Source organism: Mesorhizobium sp. M7A.F.Ca.US.014.04.1.1 (assembly GCF_003998745.1).
Taxonomy (GTDB): domain Bacteria; phylum Pseudomonadota; class Alphaproteobacteria; order Rhizobiales; family Rhizobiaceae; genus Mesorhizobium; species Mesorhizobium ciceri.
The window spans coordinates 1-648 of sequence record NZ_RZRW01001312.1 but is presented as its reverse complement, the minus strand read 5'-3'; the positions used below and the strand labels follow the sequence as shown (position 1 = coordinate 648).

Below are 648 nucleotides of genomic sequence, written 5' to 3'. Positions count from 1 at the left end.
GATCTGCCGGCGGCCGTCCGCGTCTACCGCCTGCTTGCTGACGGCCGCCGGCAGATCAGTGCCTTTCATCTCGCCGGAGAGACATTCGGCTTCGAAGCCGACACGACGCACCATTTCTTTGCTGAAGCGGTCAATTCCACCGGTGTCCGCGTCTTCCGCCTCACAGCTGGAGCGGATATGTCCCATCAGTTGTTGCCTCTGGCGCTGAAGGGGTTGACCAGAGCGCAGGAACACCTGCTGGTCCTCGGTCGCCAGAGCGCCATCGAACGCGTCGCCGCGTTCCTGGTCGACCTGTCGGAGCGCCAGGGCGGATTGCGGCAGGTCGAACTTCCGATGTCGCGCATGGATATCGGCGATTATCTTGGCCTCACCATCGAGACGGTATCGCGGATCTTCACCCGGCTGAAGGACAAGGGCGTCATCCGCCTGCTCAGCCTGCGCAGCATCGAAATCGTCAGGCATGATGCGCTTCATGCGATGAGCGAATGAGCTGCGCTCCGACTCCTGGATGGTACAAGCACTTCAGACCATTTGACAGCGGGGCAACAAGAGCAAGATAGCAGCGCGGAGGACATCTGTTATGCCGCTGGAAGATTGAGGAAACAGCGGCAAGTCTATCGGCGTTCAGGCTTCGGGAGGAAGGCATGG

The 648-nt window shown here is 60.6% G+C and carries 1 protein-coding gene; it reads left to right on the top strand.

Annotated features, from left to right (window positions below; translation table 11 throughout):
• Positions 1–489 (top strand): helix-turn-helix domain-containing protein (locus tag EOA22_RS36265; protein WP_127390748.1); only part of this gene is annotated, 489 nt, incomplete at its 5' end.
• Positions 490–648: the final 159 nt, after the last annotated feature.